This is a genomic window from Arcticibacter sp. (assembly GCF_053551015.1).
Window position 1 is genome coordinate 231,547 of sequence record NZ_JBMQOB010000022.1, and the last position, 21,879, is coordinate 253,425.

15 protein-coding genes are annotated in these 21,879 nt (G+C 43.2%); 3 read left to right on the forward strand and 12 right to left on the reverse strand.

Annotated elements, in window-relative coordinates; genetic code table 11:
* Positions 1–18 precede the first annotated feature (18 nt).
* Positions 19–1,203: a transglycosylase SLT domain-containing protein gene (locus tag ACO1NU_RS16285; RefSeq protein ID WP_448819552.1), complete on the forward strand. Its 1,185-nt coding sequence runs from the start codon at positions 19–21 to the stop codon at positions 1,201–1,203.
* A 7-nt stretch (positions 1,204–1,210) separates the two neighbouring features.
* Here ACO1NU_RS16285 and ACO1NU_RS16290 read toward each other — a convergent pair whose 3' ends face one another.
* Both ACO1NU_RS16290 and ACO1NU_RS16295 read right to left on the reverse strand, forming a co-directional pair.
* A complete protein-coding gene (locus tag ACO1NU_RS16290; protein ID WP_448819553.1) occupies positions 1,211–1,741 on the reverse strand; it encodes an OmpA family protein in 531 nt (176 codons plus the stop codon).
* A 2-nt stretch (positions 1,742–1,743) separates the two neighbouring features.
* Entirely contained in the window at positions 1,744–2,538 is a 795-nt protein-coding gene (locus ACO1NU_RS16295) for a DUF4198 domain-containing protein (protein WP_448819554.1), read from the reverse strand.
* 198 nt (positions 2,539–2,736) lie between these two features.
* Between ACO1NU_RS16295 and ACO1NU_RS16300 the strand changes: the two genes are divergently transcribed.
* On the forward strand, positions 2,737–3,486 hold the full coding sequence (locus ACO1NU_RS16300) for a hypothetical protein (protein ID WP_448819555.1): 750 nt from the start codon (positions 2,737–2,739) through the stop codon (positions 3,484–3,486).
* Here the strand turns inward: ACO1NU_RS16300 and ACO1NU_RS16305 are convergent, their stop codons facing one another.
* From ACO1NU_RS16305 to ACO1NU_RS16350, 10 genes are all read right to left on the reverse strand, one after another.
* Positions 3,487–4,104: a SprT-like domain-containing protein gene (locus ACO1NU_RS16305; RefSeq protein ID WP_448819556.1), complete on the reverse strand. Its 618-nt coding sequence runs from the start codon at positions 4,102–4,104 to the stop codon at positions 3,487–3,489. It lies immediately after the preceding gene.
* Positions 4,105–4,108: 4 nt separating this feature from the next.
* On the reverse strand, positions 4,109–6,211 hold the full coding sequence (gene feoB, locus ACO1NU_RS16310; protein ID WP_448819557.1) for a ferrous iron transport protein B: 2,103 nt from the start codon (positions 6,209–6,211) through the stop codon (positions 4,109–4,111).
* Between the two features lie 12 nt (positions 6,212–6,223).
* Positions 6,224–6,445, reverse strand: coding sequence for a FeoA family protein (locus ACO1NU_RS16315; protein ID WP_448819558.1), 222 nt, complete (start codon positions 6,443–6,445; stop codon positions 6,224–6,226).
* A 175-nt stretch (positions 6,446–6,620) separates the two neighbouring features.
* Positions 6,621–6,944: a VanZ family protein gene (locus tag ACO1NU_RS16320; RefSeq protein WP_448819559.1), complete on the reverse strand. Its 324-nt coding sequence runs from the start codon at positions 6,942–6,944 to the stop codon at positions 6,621–6,623.
* A 74-nt stretch (positions 6,945–7,018) separates the two neighbouring features.
* Positions 7,019–7,399 (reverse strand): glycine cleavage system protein GcvH, encoded by a 381-nt coding sequence (gcvH, locus tag ACO1NU_RS16325; RefSeq protein ID WP_448819560.1) that lies wholly within the window; start codon positions 7,397–7,399, stop codon positions 7,019–7,021.
* A gap of 46 nt (positions 7,400–7,445) precedes the next feature.
* Complete coding sequence (gene sov, locus ACO1NU_RS16330; RefSeq protein ID WP_448819561.1) at positions 7,446–14,465, reverse strand: T9SS outer membrane translocon Sov/SprA; 7,020 nt, start codon at positions 14,463–14,465, stop codon at positions 7,446–7,448.
* 22 nt (positions 14,466–14,487) lie between these two features.
* A complete protein-coding gene (ruvA, locus tag ACO1NU_RS16335; protein WP_448819562.1) occupies positions 14,488–15,072 on the reverse strand; it encodes a Holliday junction branch migration protein RuvA in 585 nt (194 codons plus the stop codon).
* A gap of 8 nt (positions 15,073–15,080) precedes the next feature.
* Positions 15,081–17,363: an NADP-dependent malic enzyme gene (locus ACO1NU_RS16340; protein ID WP_448819563.1), complete on the reverse strand. Its 2,283-nt coding sequence runs from the start codon at positions 17,361–17,363 to the stop codon at positions 15,081–15,083.
* Between the two features lie 68 nt (positions 17,364–17,431).
* A complete protein-coding gene (locus ACO1NU_RS16345) occupies positions 17,432–18,817 on the reverse strand; it encodes a LutB/LldF family L-lactate oxidation iron-sulfur protein (RefSeq protein WP_448819564.1) in 1,386 nt (461 codons plus the stop codon).
* Between the two features lie 14 nt (positions 18,818–18,831).
* Positions 18,832–20,592 (reverse strand): M61 family metallopeptidase, encoded by a 1,761-nt coding sequence (locus ACO1NU_RS16350; RefSeq protein ID WP_448819565.1) that lies wholly within the window; start codon positions 20,590–20,592, stop codon positions 18,832–18,834.
* Positions 20,593–20,806: 214 nt separating this feature from the next.
* Here ACO1NU_RS16350 and ACO1NU_RS16355 point away from each other — a divergent pair, with 214 nt between their 5' ends.
* Positions 20,807–21,877, forward strand: a complete 1,071-nt coding sequence (locus ACO1NU_RS16355; RefSeq protein ID WP_448819566.1) for an efflux RND transporter periplasmic adaptor subunit — start codon at positions 20,807–20,809, stop codon at positions 21,875–21,877.
* The last annotated feature ends 2 nt before the right edge of the window (positions 21,878–21,879 follow it).

The window sequence follows — 21,879 nt, forward strand, 5'->3', positions numbered from 1 at the left end:
TCACGCCTATAAAAGAGAATGATGAAGAGAAGAAATGTGTTTATAGCGTTGATGTTGCTGGCTGGTGTTGATCGTGCTCTAAGTAGTCCAAAGTACACTTCAGTTGATTTTATCCAAATGAATGTGTCTGATGACTCCCTTGTCTATAAGCGGGCCCTGGAATCTATTCAAAACAGAGTTCCGCTAACTTATAATGAAACTGTACAGCGGTTCATTGAAACTTATATAAAGAATCAGCAAGGTCGATTTTCCCAGATGCTTGGCCTCTCTAAGTATTATTTCCCGATATACGAGAAGGTTTTTGAGAATCGAAACGTTCCGCAAGAATTAAAATATATATCCGTAATTGAGTCTTCACTGAACCCGCAGGCAGTGTCGCACATGGGAGCTACAGGTCCCTGGCAATTCCTGAATGAAGTGGGAAAACTTTACGGACTGGAGATCAACGATCGTGTAGACGAGCGTAAGGATCCATATCTTGCGGCCAATGCGGCAGCATCACACCTCCTCGAATCATATTATATGTACGATGACTGGCTGCTTGCCATTGCATCTTACAACTGCGGACGAAATAATATCAGGTGGGCTATGGAAAAAGCGGGTGGCAAGACGGATTATTGGTCGATAAGACCATATCTTCCTGTGGAAACTCAAAACTATGTTCCGGCCTTTATTGCCACGGCGTATATGATGAATCAGTACTGGAAGTATAATATTGTACCATCAGGAACTGATTTACCTATCGAAACACGGAACATTGTGGTAGATACAACCGTATCCTTCAGCTCAATTGCTGCAGTAAGTAACATCAGTCCGCAAGAGATTGCACGTCTAAACCCAGCATATCTGCAAGGTTCAATACCAGGAGCCAGTGGAAGTCCCAGGACCTTAATTTTACCAGCTAACAGAAGCCCATATATGGAACTGGTAAATGACGTTATTAAAGGAGTTCCTGTTTCCAATTCCAGGCTGCAGGCTGCCAATGCGCTCTTTTATAAGAATGCAGGTGGTAGTATCAGGCGCACAGGATATACTCAGGTCAAAGATCAGGTGATCAAGTACCGGGTTCAGCCTGGAGACACACTTTCATCAATTGCGGAGCAGTTTAAAGGAGCTACAGAAGAAGAGATTAAAGTCATTAACAAACTAGAAAACTCTTCTTCTATAAGAACGGGAATGATCTTGAAGATCATTGGCGGTTAGTCTTCTGCTATTTCGCCTGAGAAATAGTTATTTCAACGCGTCTGTTCTTCGCCCGACCTTCAGGCGTGCTATTTACCGCTACTGGCTTCGTATCACCTAAGCCGGTAGTAGAAACAGATTCTTCAGACAAGCCCATGCTCACTGCGTAGGCCTTAACCGATACCGCCCTCTTTTCAGACAGCCATTTATTATATTCAGGAGTACCTGTTTTATCAGTATGCCCTTCTATCAACAGTTTTGCTGATCCTTTTTCTTTTATGACTTCAACTAATTTTTTGAGCTTTTCTTTAGCTGGCTCGGTAAGGTAGGAGGAGTTCGTTGGGAAAAGAATTTCTGATGCAAATGTGACTTTAACGCCGCTTTGTACTCTATCCACCTGCGTTCCTGGAAGTTTATTCCGGTATGCATCGTATTCAGTGTCATCTGTTGTTTGCGTCTGGCTACTCGTTGGAGTTGAAACGATTGCCTTTTTACTTTTACAAGAACCTAAGGCTCCTACGGCAGCTACTGCTGCCATCATGAGAGTCTTTCTAACCATATCTATTTATTATTATTTAAGAAGCTAAAGCTATAAGATGAGAACCATCTATCGAAATCGGCTGACTTTTCTGCCGGCACAATGTTTATCGCCTTTATCAACCACTCACCTGCGCGGTTAAGCTTTATGTATGCCTTCCCATCATCATCTGTCACCTGAGAAGATGCAAATAGGCTCCCGGTAAGCGCCTTTGTTGTGACTGAGACATAAGCCTTCTTTACAGGCTCACCCTTCGACAGTACCTGAACGATAATATCCTCACCGTATTTCATCTTGTAAGGGTTCTGAAGAAGAACTATTTCAAATTCACTGTCTGTCTTGGCTTCATAGGCGTTGCCCGAGGCTTTTTCTGCTAACGTCAGCGTCTTGAGTGAATAATGATTATTCACAGAGAACAGCTGCTTCATTCCAGCTTTATCTGCAACCTCTGCAAAACCCTCTTCAGAAAACTGGTTGTTTAGTGATGTTCTGGACTTTTGTTCAACGCTATTAAATAGTTCGACTGAAGTTAAGTACAATCCAGAACTTTTATAAGGAACAGACAGGGATGACTTCACCACACCTGCACTATCAATGAGGCTCTCTGGTTTTGACCCCTGGTAATAGTTCGCGCTCTTAATTCGTGCATTTTCTACCTTACGATCTTCTGTGCTATCAAACTTATTTCCCCTGTATACCTCGATATCAAGTTTTTCTTTCCCCTTCAAAGCAAATGTCTGAGGTCGAAGGTAGTACTCCTGAGCCTGGGCAGCCCCGAACAACAGAGCAACAAGGATTGTGATATAGATTCGCTTCATTTACTATTTTTTAAAGTTCAAACTTACAAGTTTTTGAGGTGGCTTGAAACTATTGAATCCCTAATATGAACAAACATTTGCGTACAATCGCTTAAACGGGAATATTTTAAACGCTTTACCGGAATGTTTGTTAAACTACATATGCATATATGTCTTCATCGAAATAGTAGATATCTTATCACCCTGCTTTGTATCATTGTGGCAGGGACAATTATCTCCTGCAATAATGGAGATGTAAAAAACAAGCACCCGCAGGCAACTATGGGATCTGGAAATCGCGAGTTCGTCGATGAGAACAGCATTAACAACTATGCAGATTCAATAGATCTTAATCTTTCGGAATACGAAAAAAGAGAAAGTCTGATTTTTAAAAAGGAAGCGTACTCCTTCTATGTAACGAAGTACTCCAGCAACGGCAAGCCTGTTCTTTACGTAGAACGTAGTGACGAGGGAGAAGCTGGTTCCCTCGAAAGGAGTTACTATGTCAATGACACACAGCTACTGCTGTTTAAAGAAGTTATTTTCAGCTCTTTTAAAACCCCGCGTTACAGATCTGTCAGAAAATATTACAGAAGCAACGTGCTATTTCATGCTGAAGCCAGGCAGGCAGACAATGCAGCCGAGTTCAACGCCGCAAAATATGCGAAAGTGGAAGGCACTAAGCGTAAGGTTAATGAAGTGCTTGCTTCTCTGGAAAACGCCATCGCCAGAAAAGGCGAATTTGATCTGACATTTGAGGGAATAACGGAGTATCCAAAAGCAAGATATATCATCTTAAGCAGGGATGAACCCCAATCTTACAGATCCGAAATCAGGGTGGATATTGAGGATGACCTTATACGTGAGCTGGTTTCAAACACTGAAAAATACAAACGATCATCTCTTGATATAGAATGGAAAGTTAAAGATGGGGAAGCTTATTATCTAAAGGGAAAGATTAAAAAATGATCAACCGGCTACAAAGATCTCCGCCATCGGATGAAACAGGTAAAGACGTCCTGTGGTGAGCTCTACACACTTATAGCGTTTACGCAGCTTTTCAAGTTTCTTGAACTTTCTGCCACCTCGGATGGTAAATAAGGTTTCAGTGGGTATATTCTCAATCAGCAGTGTTTCCGCAGTATTAGGTTCTTTTATATTATAAGCTTGTATCGCCCTAAAAAGGTTTACATCCGTACAGCTGGATGCTGCTGGATTGCGAAGATAATTGCTGATTTCCACTTCGAGATCATCTGGAAAAATCTTCATTTCGAGAAACGGTTCCATCATTTTTCTAAAGTTCATCTTCCACTCCTGACCATGTGGCTTAACCTTACCCTTATGCTCGTTCCAGGTCAGCAGGTGTGCGAATTCATGAACAGTAGTAATTAAAAAACCATAAGGGTTCAAATCGCCGTTCACCGATATTCTATGATTGAATCCTTTATGTCGGGCTCTATAATCCCCCAGCTTCGTAGCGCGCTTTCGCGCAACTTTAAAATCACACCTATAGTAGTCTATCCACCTGTCAATGAGCGGAACTGCTTGCTCTGGAAGGTACTTGGACAATGTATGCGTTCTGTTCACGCCGTTATTTTAAAACGTTATAAACGAGTAAACTGGCGAAATAAGCCAACAGGGTCATATAGGTAAACTGAATAGCAGGCCACTTCCATGACTTCGTCTCCCGATATACAATGGCGATTGTACTGATGCACTGCATCGCAAAAGCGTAAAAAATCATGAGAGAAAAAGATGATGCGAATGTAAATACAGGCAAGCCTGTATTAGGATTTATAGCATTTCGCATTTTATCTGTTACTGACGATATATGAGCTTCATCATCGCTAACGCTGTAAATCGTTGCCATCGTACCCACAAAAACCTCTCTCGCGGCAAAAGATGTGATTAGTGCAATACCGATCTTCCAGTCATAACCTAAGGGTACAATAGCGGGCTCTATGAACTTGCCAACCACTCCAGCATAAGAAGATTCGAGAAGCTCTGAAGATTTATGCAGTTCCAGCTCTTCAGGAGAGTACTGACCCACAACTTCCTGGGACTGGTACTTTCTCTCCACCTCAGCACGTTTTCCGGGAGGACCGTAGTTGGAAAGCGCCCACAATACGATAGAAATGGCAATTATGACCTTACCTGCTTCAAGAACAAAGGTCTTTACCTTTTCATACATCGTCAATAGAACATTGTCCCAGCGAGGCATCCTATATACAGGCAGTTCCATGATGAAATAGCCTTTCTCTTTAGCTTTTAAAATATACTTGAAAGCGAGGGCCGCGAGAATAGCAGCAACGACGCTGATTAAGTACATTCCCATTAGCGCAATGCCCTGCATATTTAGGAATCCTGCAACCATAGTATCTGGAACCACCAGAGAAATCAACACGGTATAAACCGGCAGTCGGGCAGAACAACTGATTAGCGGAACAACCATTATAGTGATCATACGGTCTTTCCAGCTTTCAATATTTCGGGTGCTCATAATAGACGGCACCGCACATGCAAGACTCCCTATCATTGGGACTACAGACTTTCCATTCAAGCCTACTTTACGCATCACCTTATCCATCATAAAGGTAACTCTCGCCATATATCCTGTATCTTCAAGTATGGATATAAAGGCAAACAGAATGGCAATTTGAGGGATAAATACCAGGACACCACTCAAGCCTGCGATAATACCATCGCTAAGCAGGTCGGTCAGGACTCCCGCAGGGAGGTGTTCATGTATAAGCCCTGTTAACCATACGAAAGCACCTTCTATGAGAGCCATTGGAACCTCTGACCAGGCAAATATGGCTTGAAAGATCACGAAAAGAATAAGGAAAAAAATAAGGAACCCCCAAACTTTGTGCGTGAGTATGTGGTCTATTCTATGGCTCGCAGACTTCTTGTCGGCCTTGGGCGCAGATGTGACGGTATCTGCAAGAACCTTATTAATAAAATTGTATCGTGCGATTGTTTCTGTCGCTTTCGAAGTGTCAGAATGGAATGAAAACTCTTTTTCCAAGTCTTCAATCCTATTGCTTTTATCCTCGGCAAGAAAACGGAGGTTTTCATGCTGATGCGCCATCTGAAGAGCGACATAGGGTGAATCCACCAGCAATTCTTCCCTGATTTTCTCAATCAGACCGGGTGCCAGCTCAGAAACGTTGATGGTATCCTTTTGCAGTGGCTGAGGAGATGTAAAAGCAATCGCCTCCTTCAACTTATTGATATTTGTACCTTGTCTTGCGCTGATTGGGATAATCTGGACACCAAGCCTTTCCGACATAGCATCAACATCGATATCTATCCCTTCCTTTGTCGCCAGATCCATCATATTTAAAGCGATAATGACAGGTATCTTCAGATCGGCAACCTGCGTGTAAAGTAACAGATTCCGTTTAAGATTGGTTCCATCAACGACAACTACTACTACGTCGGGAAAGGAACTATTCTGCTTATCCGCCAGAACTTCGAAAACAATCGTTTCGTCTTTGCTTTTCGGATAAAGGCTATAAGTTCCCGGAAGGTCAATAATTTGGGCAACTCTATTATCAGGAAGTTTGCAAACACCTGTTTTTTTATCGACAGTAACTCCAGGAAAATTGCCGACTTTTTGATTGAGGCCCGTTAAGACATTAAATAGAGTAGATTTACCTGTATTTGGATTACCAACTAGAGCTACCTTCAATTCGCTTTTCACTTATATCTGATCCAATATTATTGTTGAAGCTTCCTGCATACGCAGGCTCAGCTGATAGCCGGATACGGTAATTGCCATAGGATCTCCGAGAGGTGCAAAGCGATCCACGAGAATCAACTCGCCTGGTAAGCATCCCATTTCCATCAATTTCACAGACATTTCAAGATCTGTAAACTCTTTAACGACACCTGATTGCCCCGGTTGTAACTGTGATAGCTTCATATCTCTTCAAAAATAGGGCTTATTTGAAATAAATCCAAATAGCGCATGTCACGCGCATCACCTTTTATTGTAAAAAAGCTATTTCGACTTATTAAAAGTCGGACACTTACACCCTTTGTGGAAGATTCCGCAGGACGAAAGAAGGAACAAAGAGAGGAAAATTGCGATTATGAGGTTAAAAGGCTTTACCATATCTATCCCAGTTTAGACAGAAGTAACTAAATACCGACATCGAAACGCCCAGCGCATCACAAAAGAGGTCCCACCAATCTCCAGATCTGTATGTAAACACTTTCCATTGTAGCAATTCGATAAATGCGCCAAAGAAAACAGAAAACAGAACGATCTTCACTACAGTAGATAATCTGAGTGTCTGAGCCTTCTGCTGTTTTAGCTTGCCTCTTAGAATAAGGGATGTGAGAACAAAAAATAGTCCGGTATGCACCAACTTGTCGAAGCCCTCAAAGAATGAAGCTTCATTGTCAGTGATACTACTCATATGCATATTGCAGAGGATTAATACCAGTATCAGCCAAATAATAGACAGATACTGATATCTTAGATTTTGAATCATTATAGGCCTATCTGGTCTTTGTATTCATCAGCCGATAGAAGACTATTTAATTCCTCGGGCGAGTTGATTGCAATTTTAACCATCCATCCATCTCCGTAAGGATCTTGGTTTACTAGTTCAGGTGCGGAATCCAGTTTTTCGTTGAGCTCCAACACTGTACCTGTAACAGGCATAAACAGGTCAGAAACGGTCTTTACAGCCTCAACAGTTCCAAACACTTCGTCTTTTGCTACTTCGGCACCAATGGTATTGATATCAATGTAAACGATGTCCCCTAATTCACGCTGCGCGAATTCAGTAATGCCGATGACAGCCTCATTACCATTTACCATGATCCACTCATGATCCTTTGTGTACTTTAATTCTGAAGGGAAATTCATGTTGTTTTTTTTTCAAAAATAGCTGAATGAAATTACATTCCAATTATCACTGGACGGTAAACCTGAGATTTATTCCAAAATTGCTGAAGGCGGTATTGAAAGTTTGAGACGTATAAGGTTTTGAAACACTGCCATCATAGAACAATCGAATGTTCAGCCTCTGATTCAGAAAATAATCGATCGACGGTCTCAATGCAATATTTTTGGCGCCGGAAAAGACCTCGGATTCTTCCACATCAGCCCTGTAGACAACTGTTTTCCTATCGTTAAGGGCGAAGTCAAGCTTGAAGTTTACATCGTTTTTAGTTTTTCTTCCACTTAAAAGTCCAAAAGGAAACCGGAAATCTGATGATCTATATCCAAATCCAAAGATGATTCCATTATCCTGCTGTTGCGCGAGTTGACTGTTGGTAAGACTTAAGCTTAATCCTCTGGATTTTCTGAATTCAAAATTGGCTGACAGATTGTTCTTTAGCCGGAAATCCACGCCGATCAAAGGAACGAATTGCTCAAACAACATAACTTGAGAAAACTGATAAATTGGCAAATAATTGCCCTGGCCGTCTTTCACACTGACAAAACCATTCTCCTCTTTATACCGGGCAAGGGAGGAAAAGCCGTTTATACTGTAAGTTGAACGATAGCTGTGATTCAAGTTGAACGACGCGAAATTGCTAAACATTTCATACTTGGTTAATCCGTTATAGGTTACCCGCCAGTTAGGTATTGGAATTTTCGGTAAACTGGTTAGACTCACTGCCTCTGCGCTTTTACCAGTATACGCTGCAATAAACGATGCGACAACGACATCCTGAGAATTCTTGTCATAACCGTTACTATACCCGTTCGTCGAGCCAACTGAATTAGGATTTAGCGCGCCCAATCTGGATGAAATAATTTTCCTGTTCTTTTCAAACTGCCTGAACATGTCAGCATTATCAATCGATGAGAAGCTCGTTCTGAGCGCTGTATAAGAGATGCTGTAATCGCCAGTAGTGATAGGGGCTTGACTTTCAAAATCATCAACTAGCGAATTATATTTGAAGTTAGTAGAGAAGTTAAAGCTTGAATTCTTGGTAGTAGTAAGTTCTACTCTAAGATCCTTCAGTGGTTCAATGGTGGCCCTTATACTAATGTCTTCCTTCTTACTGGTTACGTATAGCTGATTAAGAAGTGTATCTCTACTGATCCAACCGTTAGCTACAGCCTTCGGGCGAATGTCTCTCTGACTTCCGAAAAGGAACGCCCAACCAGGAGCATTTTCATCCAGGTCATATCCGAATACGTTTGTTCCCGGTGTATATCCAGGCAAGAATGTTCCCTGGGTAAGTGTGTACGCACCTGTTACATTCTTAACCCCGGTTATTAGCTCTTTGAGGACGTTTGAAAATGAGAAAGATTCCTTACCTTTTTGCCTTAACGCACCAAACTTGTTGTAAAGCCTAACCATGTTAAGAGTAGGGTTTACCTGTATAATTCTTGAATTCTGAATGGTGTTGCCAAGTGTGATTGAAGGATCACGCAGTGTATTTGCAGACTCAGTTGTCCAATTGAAGCTTGTACCATACCTTATTGCCGCACTCGTCCAGTTCAACGCCGCTACTTTGCTTAATGGGAGATTATAAGTAATGTTCAAGTTGTGATCGTAATCTGTAGTCCGCCCCAATCGTTTGAGATTTTCCCAAATAGTATCTCGTGCCATACCATTTATACGACCCTGAGGTTCATCAATAATTGAATAGTTTGTTGCATTAAAATCGAGTTGCAGAGATCTGGTAAGATTCCAGCTAATGCCATATAGTCTGCTCATGCGGAAATTCTTGTTGAATGTACTCAGAGGCAATACGTTCGCCGGGTCATTGTCCCTCAAACTATTTTCCGCGTATAACCTATCTACGTCAATTCTAAAATTTAGAACAGAAGGCAGCAGATTGAAATTAATGTCTCTTAACAACGCAAGTGTATTTGTCTTTATGATTTTCTCAAAAGGCACTATTGGCTGAGGTTTACTGCTGTAACTGTAAGCAAGACTGGCCCGATATGTCTTTTGAATTGATCTTTCGTTAATAAAGTCGCGATGATCATACTCGTTATAGGCATAGGAAGCGGCCCAGTTTTCAATATCCCAAAGTCGCACTTTATCTGATGGATCCATTCTGACTTTTCTCACATTATTGAAGTTGATACTCCGCCGCCGTGTGTAGTCATCTACGATACGATGAATGGAATCTCTTTGTTTGTCCGATAGCCCCCTTAACATGGTCTGTAATTCCACATCCTGATAACCTGGATCGAATTGAGGGATACTGCGCTGTGAAGACCAATTCAGGAATACTGGAATTTGCATTCCGGACCGTTGTGGAAAGAACTTTCCTAGCTCCAGCGAGGATGCAAGATCAAAGAATCTGTCATCAGACCGATTTCTCTCACTCGTACGTCTGTCGATAGAGCCAAAGCCGACAGTGCTCTTACTTCCGGATACAGTCACATCTGCAAAATCGGCCAATTTTGCATTTAATCGTGCTGTAGCAGCCCAGCCTCCCCGCTCATCAAACTCCGACAGACGTAATTCGTTGAACCAAACCTGGCCGGATTTGTCCAGCCCGTCGTCTCCCGTACGACCTCCTGCGCTTCTAAGTGGATTTTTCACTCCGAGCATATATACGCGTACTTTGCTTAGATCTGGTTGTCCTACCACCCGGATCGTACGTTCCCCATCAGGAAATTCAAAAGGTATGTTGATTGGCCATGGAGCACCTTCTATAATAGCTCTGTTCCGTGCAACCTTCGCTTCCTGAAGTCTTTTAAATTCAAGACTTAACTTGTTGCTTTCCGGCCAGATAGCATAAGCATCATTCGAACCGGGAGAAGTGACATCCAAAGGAATCTCATATTCATAGTAGTTGTCCTGATTGTCACTCCCTATCCTGATTATGGCCGAGAGCTCCTTATTACGAAGTTGATCTCCCTCAGCATGTATGAACATTTCAATCTTCCCGTATGATCTAAAGTCGGTATAAGCAGTCTTAAAAGCTGCCCTGGCGTACCCATCTCTCAGCTGAGATACCTGAAGAGCTAAGGACTGCTCATTCTGCTCTGCATCTCCCCTATAGCTACTCAAGTCTCTTTCCCGGGTAATTCCAGGTGGAATAACATACGGAATCGGAGTACGCTTTCCATTCTCCTCTATGTTAATTGTACTCACCTCTACAACGGAATTGTCCAAACCAGGATTGGTTCCCAGGGCAGGATCAGTCAACACCTTCGCCGGATTTCCTTCGGAGTTGTATTTTCTCCATTCACCCCTTACCAACTGCAACTTGGCCATTCTGAGCACCGCCGAATCCGGGAAGTTGGTTAGAAACATTCTCATAAATCTGATTGACCGGAAATCCTCGATTCCACCAACCCGCTGTTGGTACTGACTTATCGGGATTCTAAACTGATACCAGGATACTTGTTGCGTACTGCCATTAGCAGCTTTAACGCTTGACGTCACCTTATCAGTAATGAAGTTCTGGCCTACAACCATATCCTCGGGCCTTATAGACACCTTATATTGGAAGTATTCATCAGTAAGCGACATATTATTGTCCCGATTTATGTCTTCACCATCCGGCAAAGATGTAGACGCTGCATTGTTCAAACCGGTTTCAGATAAAGACTGATCGGCAGTTCTGGAATTTCCCTGAGTATTGTTGTATCGCTCGTAGCGCTTCAATATCCCTGCATTCTCGTTATCCAGCTCAGCGTCTCTGTAGTACCTGAAATTATCTGATGACGGATCTTGTTTAAGCTCTGTTGCTGCACTCCCTTGCAAGCGGGGTACGATTTGATTGATAAAATCAGAGAAGTGCCGATTTTCTGCATCATCATTAAGGCCGTCAAGACCAACGTCCTGTGCATTTCGTGCTGCAGCACTATTTTCAAAAGCTTGATTGACGGGCTGTAGTTTTGGCACCCTGCCCCATTTGGTCAACTCAGTTTGGGTATCAGATCCATCTGCAGGCAAGCCATTCTCCAGGGATTTTCTACCGTCTTTCAAGATATCCTCTGATATATTTCCCAAATTAATGTACATATCGCCACCCTTGGAGCCTGGCTTATATATAAACGGATCCATCATCCAGATCTCTACGTACTCAACGTTCTGGGCCTCGAAGTCTGTCGATTCAAGTTTCCTGAATAGCCCTCCCCATCTTTTTTCAGGATTTGACAAGGTACCGTCAGGGTTCACATCGTTGATCGTAAAGTTATAAGGCCCCCGTTGCTTCGGATAAAATGCAAGATCAAGTGTGGGTAACGTTAATGGTATGCCTGTGACGGACTGCTTGAGAGGAAAAACTTCCTGCTCAAAAACCTGTCTTACATAGTGATTAGACAACTCGTCAAGCCCGCCTGGAAGCCCGGAAGAAGCAAGTGAACTTCCCCTCCTGTAAAAAACAGGGTCAATGTTATAAAATGCGAGTCTGGCTCTGTTAAATCCATAAGCCAGGTCATCGTTTAACTCCGATTCAGGAAAGAACTTAGGTGTACTGGATATCTGCCAGCCAACTGCACTCTTTAAATCAATAACTGATCTTGTTCCCTCAAAATCATCCAGATAACTGACCCCTCTGCTTCCCGCAAAGTCCAGTGCCTTCGAATGTCCGGGAATAAGGTTGGCGTACTCGCCGGATAAAGTAATCCGGGATGGTTCTTTGGTACGTATAAATGGGATCTTGTTAATCAAATGTGTTAAGAAGCGAGAATCTGAGCTGTAATTGGCATCAATTCCCCAGATAGAATTGGAGATAGGTTCATCTCCGATATTGACCTTTGCTGACAAAGGTTTTTCCGAAAGGCTCATAAATGTACCACCCAGGTGCAATTTGTCATTAAGTGCGTAATCTAACCTTGATCCGAACAAGGATCGCTGTTGAAGTCCAAAAAGCTCATTGCTTTCCAGCTTAATACGAATCGGCTGTCCGGATCGCAACATGGCCTCATTAAGTATACGAACTCTACCGATGGTGTAATCAACTGTATAATCCGTTCCCTCTACAAGCGGTAAGGTACCTGAAATAACCTGAACAGAACCTTCGGGAACATTGGTGGCGTTCAACTGGAACTCAGCACTGACATCTGATTGGTAAGTTCCTTTAATGATGTAGCGGTTATTTTTTTGAAAGAGTTGTTGTGCATTAGTACGGGTAGAATCATAAAGTGCCTGAAATACATACTTGTTTACCAAGCCCTGCTCAGATGAGGTAAATCGAGCGGCCAAATCACGCCCAAAGGGTTCAATTAGCGGAAAGGTTATTCTTCCGTACTGAGGATCGATGGTTATACCCTCTACAAAATCAAATACACCATCAGGTCCTGAATTGTTAATTTGATCAAGATTATCCAGGTTGGTAAGATTGAGCCACAACTTACCTGTGGTATTCTGTCCTTCTGCAATTTGCGGCTTTTCCACACCAGTACTTTCATCGAGACGGAAAATATTCAATTTGAAATTTTCTCTTCCAATCTGATAAGCGCCGAGAGCGTATATATTCTTCATCATGAGGTCCCAGGTTGGGAGGCTCGTCTTCAGATTCTCGTTCTTCAGTAACTTGGTGAGTAAAGCCCGCGGGGCATCAGGGTTCACCGGCACATCGGTGGCAAATTGTCCTACCTGATATTCCGTCCCGTTAATAGTATAACGATAAGCTACAGCTAACACTTCATCAGCATTAAGAGCAAAATTAAGCGAGATATATCCCAGGCGAGGATTTAGGACATATTCCTGATCGGTAAGTTTACGTGCATACGAAAGTTTGGAATAATTATCCGTGCCACCATATCCCTGGAAATAGTTATAGACAAAATTAGAGTTACTTAATGTGGCACCTTCCGGCAATTTTTCCAGCAAATCATTGGATTGCTGAGGAAACCCCGGGTCATTCGTACCTGCAGGATAACGTGAATAGCCTGCGCCACCCTGAAAAAGTTGACGTTGGTAAGGAGTGTTTTCCCCAAGATCCATTAATGCCAGTACATCCCGGGAATCTGCAGAACTATTAGCGCGGTTGGTTATCCAAACTTCAATTTTGGTAATATTTATATTGCTCTTGATCAGCGGGATTCTTTCGAGTGCCTTGTTGTATTCTTCTCGAAAATAATGGGCAAGAAAGTAATGTTTATTTGCCTCATAGTTGTCGGCGCTTATGCGAAACTCGTTCTGTTGCGCCCCGTTAGCTACGGTAATCTCCCGCTGCTGTGACTTTTGCTGCGAAATAACACTCGTTACATTTAATCGCCCGAACTGAAGTTGAGCTTTCACACCAAACAGGGCCTGACTTCCTGTGATTAAAGTTGAATTAAGAGGCAAGCTGACATTCCCGATTTCGAGCCGCTGCAAAATATCGTCAGCATTTCCCGCCTTGTCAATTTTTATTTGGTTCTCAAAATCGAATTGTGCTTCTGAGTTATAGTTCGTTGCTATACGTAACCTGCTTCCCACCTGACCTACTACGTTCATCTGAATGCGTTGGTCAAAGTCAAGACTAAATTGCTTCCTCTGCCTCTCTGTTAAAATCGGGTTCTCGTTACGATTAATCCTTCCTCCGAGAGTAACATCCGCCGTACCCTGAGGTCTGATACTTATTGTTGATCCCCCAAAGATTCGTTCAAATACAGGATTCTGAATATTTAAAGCTGGAATGAGCGGGCTTGACCGCCTGACACTATCCCTCGAAGTAGAGATGGTGCGCTTCAGATCACTTCTGATCTGCTGGTCGACATACTTCTGATATTCTTCAATGGTCAGATATCTTGGAGCCCGGTATAACTGCTCTCCAATTCTTTCCTGAATAACATACCTACGCGTGGCAGGATCAAAGACAACTGATTGTTCTATGTTATTCGGATTCGGCAGGAATAAAGAAGGTGACTTTTTATGGTCAGAAAAAAATGAATCTTTAAATGGAAAGGGTATTTTAAGACTATCGCGCTGAGGCCTCTGTCCCCTAACATACACCGGCAAAGCAAGCAATAACAGGAATAGGCATCGCAACAGAAACAAAACAGAGGTCGGTTTCAAACCATTAGCTTTTATTTTGTTATTACAAGCTCTTTAGTGCGAGCTTAATTAGCTGCTCTATAGAAAGGTTAGCAGGCTCTCGCTTTATAACATTATCGATCGCCTTCTCCGCAGCATTTTTAACAAATCCAAGCATGACTAAGGCTGAAAGAGCCTCATCTTTAGTTGTGTTATATTGTGGAACGGAGGTAAGAGTGTCGACCCCTTCTTTTTTGAGCTTGTCTTGAAGCTCGAGGATCATCCTTTGCGCCGACTTTGGACCAATGCCCTTGATTCTTTGAATTAGAGGCACATCACCTTTCACAATTGCCTGTTGGATCTCATCAGGGGTAATAGACGACAGAATCATTCTCCCCGTGCCCGGTCCAATCCCGGAAACAGATATCAAATGCAGAAACAAACGTTTTTCGCTTTCATCAATAAAGCCATAAAGCGTGTGCGCATCCTCTTTAATATGCTGCCAGACGAAAAGCTTACAGCGCTCCCCCTCTGGCAGCTTTGAATATGTATTGATCGATATATTGATGTGGTAGCCTACCCCTCCCGCCTCAATAATCACATAGGTGGCACATTTAAAAACAAGTTTACCATCAATATAAGCGAACATATTCGATACTAGCTATTTGACGCTTCTTCAAGCTTCTCCTGGACATCTACGACTGCGATCGTTGCCATGTTGACAATTTCTCTTACCGAGCTACCCATTTGCAAGACATGAACAGGCTTGTTCAATCCAAGTAAAATCGGCCCTACTGCTTCTGCCTCACCAAGTTCCTGAAGTAGTTTATAGGCAATATTCCCCGATTCAAGGTTCGGGAACACCAATGTGTTAGCTGGTGAGTCTACCAGCTTACTGAAGGGGAAATTCTCCTTTAATAATGTACTATTAACAGCAAAATTTCCCTGCATTTCTCCGTCTACGATTATCTCCGGATAGCTTTCATGAAGGATTCGCGCTGCCTCACGGGTCTTGTTGGGAATTTCTCCCTCGTTCGATCCGAAATTGGAGTAAGACAAAAGTGCGATTCTTGGAGTAACATTGAACTTACGTACCGACTTGTCCAGAAGGAGACTTATACTCACCAGCTCCTCTGCCGACGGATCTTTGTTCACCGTTGTATCACCAAAGAAAATCGGACCTTTTTTTGTAAGCATCATATACATACCCGCAACCCTGTTGATCTTAGGATCTGGCCCGATCACTTGTAAAGCAGGCTTCAGCGTAGACCCGTAGTCTTTCGTTAACCCTGAGATCAGTGCGTCAGCTTCTCCGAACTCAACCATGCTTGCGCCAAAATAATTGCGATCGCGCATAAGCTTTCTTGCCTGAAACAAGCTGATACCTCTGCGCTGTCTCTTCGAATAAAGATATTGTGCATACTGTTCCAACCGCTCTTCATCCTCAAACGGGTCGATAATAGATACGCCGTTTAGATCAAGATCATGCTCTTTTATGGTTCCAAGAATTGATTCCCGATTGCCAAGCAAAATAGGAATCGCTATTCCTTCTTCCTTCACAATCTGTGCCGCTTTCAATATCTTATAGTGATCGGCTTCTGCAAATACGACACGCTTCGGAGCAGACTTCGCCCGACTGCTAAGTGCTCTTAAAATCGCATCTTCTGCTCCTAATCTTCTACTTAACTCTTCTTTATATGCATCCCAGTCGGTAATCACCGTACGTGCCACTCCTGATTCGATTGCCGCCTGCGCAACTGCTGATGAAACAACCGTGATCAACCGTGGATCCATAGGTTTCGGAATGATATAGTCTTTTCCGTACCGGATATTGTGCAGGTTATATGCCAGGGTTACTGCTTCCGGAACAGGCTTCTTCGCCATATCTGCGATAGCTCTGACAGCCGCAATCTTCATGGCCTCATTAATGGTAGTGGCCCGCACATCCATTGCCCCTCTGAAAATATATGGAAATCCAAGAACGTTGTTTACCTGATTAGGATAATCGGATCTGCCGGTAGCCATAATGATATCTTTTCTCGTCTCCGTTGCAAGTTCATAAGATATCTCAGGATTGGGATTGGCCATTGCGAAAACGATCGGATTTTCAGCCATCGTTAAAAGTGCCTCAGCAGAAAGTGAATCAGCAGCAGAGAGCCCTATGAAGACGTCTGCGTCCACCATTGCCTCTTCAAGTGAGTGCAAATCCCGATCTGTAGCAAACTCTGCTTTTAGAGGATCAAGTTTCGCCCTGTCTGAACGTATCACACCAGAGCGGTCAACCATGACAATATTCTCTTTTTTCGCACCAAGACTAACATATAGCCTTGAACATGATATTGCGGCTGCTCCTGCACCATTTACAACAATGCGGATAGTTTCAATATCTTTACCCTGTAACTCACAGGCGTTCAGTAAAGCTGCAGCGGAAATAATAGCTGTGCCATGCTGGTCATCATGCATCACAGGAATGTTCATCTCTTCCTTCAGCCTGCGTTCTATCTCGAAACATTCGGGGGCTTTGATGTCTTCGAGATTTATACCTCCGAACGTTGGCTCTAAAGCCTTAACAGTATTAACAAATTCATCTATATTGGTCGTATTCAATTCCAGATCGAATACGTCGATATCAGCAAATATCTTAAAAAGAAGACCTTTACCTTCCATTACAGGTTTTCCCGCTTCAGGTCCGATGTTCCCAAGCCCTAGAACTGCTGTTCCATTACTTATAACTGCGACAAGATTTCCCTTTGCAGTGTACTTATAAACATCATCTGTATTTTCGGCTATCTTCAAGCAAGGTTCTGCAACCCCGGGAGAGTAAGCTAAAGTTAAGTCTCTTTGGGAATTGGTAGGTTTTGTTGGTACAACCTGAATCTTACCAGGACGGCCTTGTGAGTGATAATCTAACGCGTCCTTTTGTCTATTTAATTTATCCATTTGGCCCATTTAGTGCGGCAAAACTACAACTCTTTGTAGACAAGAAAGTGAAAATGTGATTTTTTATATTAATCAGCACTTCGTTTACCTTCTTTCCATTGCTTGCTAAAAGATTTCTGCGCAACACGGGGTAACTCCCGGTGCTCTCCCCAGCTTTTCTTGAAGAAAGTTTTCAGTATATAATTCTTGAATTTGCCGCCCAACAGATCGACCCAACCCCGCTTCAGCATAGATGCACGCCATCCCTTCCATCCCATTTCCTCGACTTTCGGGGCCATGCCCTGCACCACTGAGTCCCTGCGATTAAGCAACAACATCTTATGTATATCTATTTTGACCGGACAAACTTCTGTACACTTTCCGCATAGGCTAGATGCATAGCTCAGGTGTTTAAAGTCTTCCATTCCATCCAGATGCGGAGTAATAACCGAACCTATAGGACCACTATAGGTGGTTTCGTAAGTGTGTCCTCCAACGTTTTTATAAATCGGACAGGCATTCAGACAAGCGCCACAACGGATGCAATATAGGCCCTGGCGTTGGTCCTTCTGAGCTAAAAGATTTGTACGTCCGTTATCCAGCAGAACCACATACATCTCCTCGGGACCATCGGTTTCACCTTCCTGCCTCGGACCGCTGAAAATGCTGTTATAAACAGTAAGGTTTTGACCCGTCCCGTGGGTTGATAGCAATGGCCAGTACAGATCAAGGTCACTTATTGACGGAATCATTTTTTCTATTCCGACTATCGCGATATGAATACGCGGAAAAGTAGTGGTGAGCCGGGCATTACCTTCATTCTCTGTAACAGCCACACTCCCGGTGTCAGCGATGAGGAAATTTGCACCTGTTATACCGACGTCGGCTGTAGTGTACTTTTCACGAAGAAGTTCTCTCGCTTTGGCGGTCAGCTGTTCCGGAGTAGCATCTACAGGAGTTCCAAAACGCTCATGAAAAAGCTTTGCAATGTCTTCCTTGCTCAGATGCATCGCGGGAGTAACAATATGGTAAGGTTTTTGACCTAGGAGCTGGACAATATATTCACCCAGATCGCTTTCAACAGACTCAATATTGTTCCGCTCCAGAAATTCATTCAGGTGGATTTCCTCCGTGGTCATCGATTTTGATTTGATCACCGTGCGGGCATTCGCCTTTTTGATAATCTGCAAAATCTCTGCCTGAGCTTCTTCTGCATCGTTTGCCCAAATGACTTTTCCTCCGCGCTTCAGGAAATTCGCTTCAAATTCAGGAAGAAACTTATCCAGGTTCTCCATCACCTTCCACTTAATCACATGGGCCTTCTTCTTAGACTGCTCTAAATTTGCGAGCCGTGACAAACCCCGGTTAACAGCTGTTGTGTACCTCCCGATGTTAAAATTAATAACCCTTCGGTGGTCCAAATCAAATGCTTTCTCTTCTGAGGTAATTTGAAATTGCTCCGCAAGTTTTGTCATAAGTGATATTTGTATTACAAATTAAGCCATTTTTTCCGGACTGCAAATTGTTGTGCAGATGCGTCTTTTGAAGCTTCGATACGGAACTTTGCCTTATTTTCTTTTTTCAATGCTACCGCAAGCGTGCGCACAAGGCCGTCCCGGGATAATAGAATCGTAACCTTTTCGCCGACCTGCTTACTGCTGATTAACTTATCAAGAGCAACAGCATCTACGATCCGGTTTCCGTTCACTGCTATAATTTCATCGTTCACACTAATTCCATCATTCCAGGCAGTACCTCCCCTAACAACGCTACTTACTGTAAGTCGCCCTTCCTTAATAGCGGCTACTAATCCTAATGATGGCTTAACTGATCCCGCGTTATCATCTATAAGGGCTAAACCTGCATGGTCCAGGTGAAGATTGAAGTTGATAGGTAATGCTTTATGAACATAATCGCGGTAAAAGTTGTCCAAAGATATTCCGCCGATCTTTTCAGCCATAGCTTTGAATTCTTCACTGCTGAACCCACGCTTCTGTTTCAGGTAGTACTCGTCATACATGGCCTTCAACACATCGTCCAAGCCTTTTGCACCCTTCGTTGCGTTAATAATCTCCAAATCCAGAACCATTCCTAAGACCGCACCTTTGTTATAGTAAGAAATCCCCGTGTTCTTTGAATTCTCGTTAGGGCGGTAGTACTTGATCCAGGCATCAAAGCTGGATTCAGCTACAGGTTGCACCCCCGCACCAGGTTGATTTGTCACAGTTTCAATATCGGCGCACAGCACGTTCAGGTAGTTCTCCGGAGTGTACAGTTGCGTACGTCTCAACATCAAATTATCGTAATATGCCGTAAACCCCTCGGATATCCAGAGATCAGTTGTGTAATTCTCATTGCTGTAATCAAACGGTCCTAAGGCCTGCGGGCGTAGTCTCTTCACATTCCACAAATGGAAATACTCATGTGCAACGAGGCTCATGAAATCCTTATAGCCTTTATCTGTAGCATATGCATCCCGCGATGCGCCCAAAACTGTGGAATTAAGATGTTCGAGACCGCCGCCGCCCGACTGAAAGTTATGTACAATAAAAACATATCTCTTGTTTGGCATATGCTTAAAAATAGCTGTCTCCGCTTCGATGATCTTAGTCATATCGGCAGACAACTTCGCTTTATCATAATTTCCGCCCCCATACATCGCCACTTCATGCTTCACACCTGCAGCCGTAAACTCAAAGATATCCTGATTACCGACCTCTATCGGGGAGTCAAACAGCACATCAAAGTCAGACGCATAATAGGTGAACGGCTTACCTTTTACCAATTCTAGTCCTGTCGAAACCTTTTTCCATCCTTCGTACGGCCGGATCACTACCGTTGCAGGCCGTTGCAATAGTCCTTCAACATACATAAATGTCCCGGTGGGAGAAAGAAATGCGTGCGAATCATCTACAAAGCTCGTACGAACCGACACTTCAAACGCGTAGACTTTGTAAGAAACTTCAATCTTCTTGCTACTGGCAGTAGAGATCCGCCATGTATTTTTATTTACTTTTCTGAAGGGAACAGTTTGCTGACCTGCTGATACTGAAAACTGCTCAACATTTTTTGAAAACTCTCTCACCAGGTAGGAGCCAGGAGCCCAAACAGGCATTTTTATATCGATGGAATCAGTCTTAATGCCTGAGATATTCATCTTTACATCAGCGTAATGAGCCTGAGGCTCCGAAAACGACACTTCAAACGAGATTTCCGTCTGAGCATCAGCACTATCAACAGAAAATACCATACAAAAAAGTACAATGACGGGGTAAAAGAACAGCTTATTCATATTCAGACACAAAAGTAGTGATTTAGACCATATCATTATCAGCCTAACAAAGAGTAAAATACTTGATACACCCTAAAAAGAGCCACTTTTTCACGTATTTTAATGTAATTTGGTTTTTACTAAACGAAGGCAGTATTATTGCTCTCCCCTCTCCTACTGTGTAAATTAATATATGAAACTAAAATACCTTTTCTATGCTCTGCTGATCGGAGGGCTTGTCGCGCTGGTCATATACCGGATATCCACAAATAAAGAAAGCAAAGCCCAAGCGCCCGGGAAGGGGGCGGGTGGCATGCAAAAACCAGCAACTGTTAACGGAATTGTGATAAACCCACAGGGGTTTTCAAGCTCCCTCTCCGTTACAGGCTCTATTGATGCCAATGAGAAAGTCGACATAAGAAGTGAAGTATCGGGTGTTGTAAGGTCCATTTCCTTCCGTGAAGGAGGTACGGTAAAAAAAGGACAGGCACTATTAAAAATTGATGATTCTGAACTTCGCGCTCAACTATCCCAGGCACTTACCCGTGAAAACCTGGCTTCAGGAACAGAAAACCGGGCACGGCAGCTTCTCGCAAAAGAGGCAATCAGTCAGGAGGAGTTTGACATCGCATTAGCCGATCTCCGGTCCTTGAAAGCTCAAACGCAGTTAATCAGGGCACAGCTGAGAAAGACAACAGTCAGCGCACCTTTTAGCGGCACGATAGGTCTGAGATCTATCTCAGAAGGAGAGTATGTCACCCCAACAACAGTTGTGGCAACATTGGTGAACACCAATCCGGTAAAGATCACATTTTCAATACCAGAGAAGTATTCCAATCAGGTACGAAACAACTCCCGGATCACATTCACCCTTTCTGGCAGCAATAAAAAGTACTCGGCGACAGTTTATGCTATTGAACCTCAGGTGGAGGCTGCAACCCGGACATTGCAACTAAGAGCCAAGGCTGCGAATGAAGATGGATCACTTATTCCCGGATCGTTTGCAAATATCACCCTGCCAATGAATACCGTTGATGATGCCATGCTTGTTCCCAGCGAAGCGGTTATCCCGGTTCAAAACGGAAAAAAAGTTTTTGTCTCCTCGGGTGGAAAGGCGAAGGAGGTTATGATCGAAACATCTTCAAGAACGGAGAAAGAGGTTGTCGTCACCTCCGGTTTAAAGGTAGGCGACACAGTGTTGACTACCGGCATTATGACCTTAAAAGAAGGCAGTCCTGTAAAAGTGAGAGTAGCAAAGAAGTAATT

What these genes read in the sequence shown, in the direction of transcription:
- ACO1NU_RS16320 (WP_448819559.1), bottom strand. Translation starts at nt 6,944, where the DNA reads ATGAGTAGTATCACTGACAATGAAGCTTCATTCTTTGAGGGCTTCGAC.
- ACO1NU_RS16350 (WP_448819565.1), bottom strand. Translation starts at nt 20,592, where the DNA reads ATGGTATTTTCTGTTGATAGTGCTGATGCTCAGACGGAAATCTCGTTT.
- ACO1NU_RS16290 (WP_448819553.1), bottom strand. Translation starts at nt 1,741, where the DNA reads ATGGTTAGAAAGACTCTCATGATGGCAGCAGTAGCTGCCGTAGGAGCC.
- ACO1NU_RS16345 (WP_448819564.1), bottom strand. Translation starts at nt 18,817, where the DNA reads ATGACAAAACTTGCGGAGCAATTTCAAATTACCTCAGAAGAGAAAGCA.
- ACO1NU_RS16285 (WP_448819552.1), top strand. Translation starts at nt 19, where the DNA reads ATGATGAAGAGAAGAAATGTGTTTATAGCGTTGATGTTGCTGGCTGGT.
- ACO1NU_RS16355 (WP_448819566.1), top strand. Translation starts at nt 20,807, where the DNA reads ATGAAACTAAAATACCTTTTCTATGCTCTGCTGATCGGAGGGCTTGTC.
- ruvA (WP_448819562.1), bottom strand. Translation starts at nt 15,072, where the DNA reads ATGTTCGCTTATATTGATGGTAAACTTGTTTTTAAATGTGCCACCTAT.
- ACO1NU_RS16340 (WP_448819563.1), bottom strand. Translation starts at nt 17,363, where the DNA reads ATGGATAAATTAAATAGACAAAAGGACGCGTTAGATTATCACTCACAA.
- ACO1NU_RS16295 (WP_448819554.1), bottom strand. Translation starts at nt 2,538, where the DNA reads ATGAAGCGAATCTATATCACAATCCTTGTTGCTCTGTTGTTCGGGGCT.
- gcvH (WP_448819560.1), bottom strand. Translation starts at nt 7,399, where the DNA reads ATGAATTTCCCTTCAGAATTAAAGTACACAAAGGATCATGAGTGGATC.
- ACO1NU_RS16315 (WP_448819558.1), bottom strand. Translation starts at nt 6,445, where the DNA reads ATGAAGCTATCACAGTTACAACCGGGGCAATCAGGTGTCGTTAAAGAG.